At 37.0% G+C, this 1659-nt stretch carries 1 protein-coding gene; it reads right to left on the bottom strand.

Going from position 1 to position 1659, the window contains the following annotated elements; translation table 11 throughout:
* Positions 1–42 precede the first annotated feature (42 nt).
* On the bottom strand, positions 43–1569 hold the full coding sequence (locus LS66_RS09925; RefSeq protein ID WP_034368508.1) for a flagellin A: 1527 nt from the start codon (positions 1567–1569) through the stop codon (positions 43–45).
* Between the last annotated feature and the right edge of the window lie 90 nt (positions 1570–1659).

Consider the following 1659-nt stretch of genomic DNA (forward strand, 5'->3'; position numbering starts at 1 on the left):
CCCCCCAAAAAAAAGAGGAGACTTAAAGAAGTGTTACTTCAATTAGTTAAGTAACCTAAGAATATTTTGCTGAATTGCATTTGCTTGAGAGAGAGCATAGCTACCAGATTGAGCAAGAATATTAAGTTTTGTAAATTCTGAACTCTCTGCTGCAAAATCCACTTCACGAATACCAGATTCAGCTGCCTTAACATTCACTTGAGTAATAGTGATGTTATTTACTGTGCTTACCATTTGTCCAGATACAGAACCAAGGTCTGCTCTAATTTTATCAAGTGTTTTCATTGCAGATTCTGCAATATCCATTGATATCATTGCACCTCTTAAGCTTGTTACACCAGAACCAAGGTCTGCTCCACCAGATGCAATAACAGCATTATAGTTTGCACCTGAAGCAGAACGAACATTTTCATTAAATACACCTTTCATATCACGAAGGTTTGTAGTTGTTTGAGCTACTTTTGTATCATCATCATATCCTGTTGAGCTAATATTCAAACCAGAGACAACAATATCTCTTGCATCAGTTCTCACAAGAGAGAGACGTCCATAGTTGTTTGCACCAGTAGTAAGATCGTGTCCGCCATTCACAGTAGTAATTGCTACATCATTACCTTGTCCTGGCACAGCACCATTAGCCTTCAAACTAATACCACGTCCATCTGTGCTTCTAAGCATCAAGCGACCAAGATTATCTGTATAGGCTTCAACACCTGTGTGCATTGTTGCAGCATTGAAAGCTTGCACCAAACGTCCATCGCTATCATTTTTTTGAATACCAATAATATCTCCAATAGAAACACCATTAACCATAAGATTTGCCAAACTTCCAGATTTAATTGATTCATCTGAAGTTGTATATGCGTTTGCTTGAGCACGAACACCTGTTTTATCAGAGTTTTTATTAATAACTTCTGCTAAAACACCAAGTCCTGTTCCTGCAGAGTGAGAAACCTTTACAGATTCTAAAGTAATATCATTAACCCCATCAACATTTTTAAATGTTACAGTTACTTCACCAGAAGCAGTAACTAAAGCACCTGTCTCAATACGCACCTGTCCAATCTTATCAGATGTAGTTGAACCAATAGATGTTTTAATAGATTGGTTAGAATATGCACCTACTTGGAACTCTTTGTTAGTAAAAGCACCAGAAAGAAGAGCCATACCATTATAAGTAGTATTATTACCTATACTATCCAAACCTTCAATCAAACGGATAATGTCCATTTGAATCATTGAACGAGATTGTGTAGATTGTCCATCTTGAGCTGCTTGAACGGCTTTAGATTTGATTGTATCAAGAATCTTAAGTTGTTCGTCCATTGCCTTATCTGCAATTTGAATAATTCCCATACCATCATTTGTATTTCTTATTGCTTGTCCTAGCGCACTTGCTTGAGAGCGCAAACTATCTGCAATTGCCATACCTGAAGCATCATCTGCTGCCTTGTTAATGCGAAGACCAGAACTCAATTTCTCCATAGAGTTTTTAAGGTTGTATTGAGTAAAGGTAGATTGTGCGTGCGCATTAAGTGCGTTAACGTTAGTATTGACTTGAAAAGCCATGGTAACTCCTTTTTAAAATTTTCCTTAGGCGTCCTTGCCTTTGGCTGTAATACAAATCGGCTATGATGAAAAAAATTTAATTGTTTTTTA

The sequence above is a fragment of the Helicobacter sp. MIT 03-1614 genome (genome assembly GCF_000762925.2).
In the GTDB taxonomy this organism is placed as follows: domain Bacteria; phylum Campylobacterota; class Campylobacteria; order Campylobacterales; family Helicobacteraceae; genus Helicobacter_C; species Helicobacter_C hepaticus.

Coding starts and splice junctions, on each gene's coding strand:
- LS66_RS09925 (WP_034368508.1), bottom strand. CDS start 1,569: ATGGCTTTTCAAGTCAATACTAACGTTAACGCACTTAATGCGCACGCA.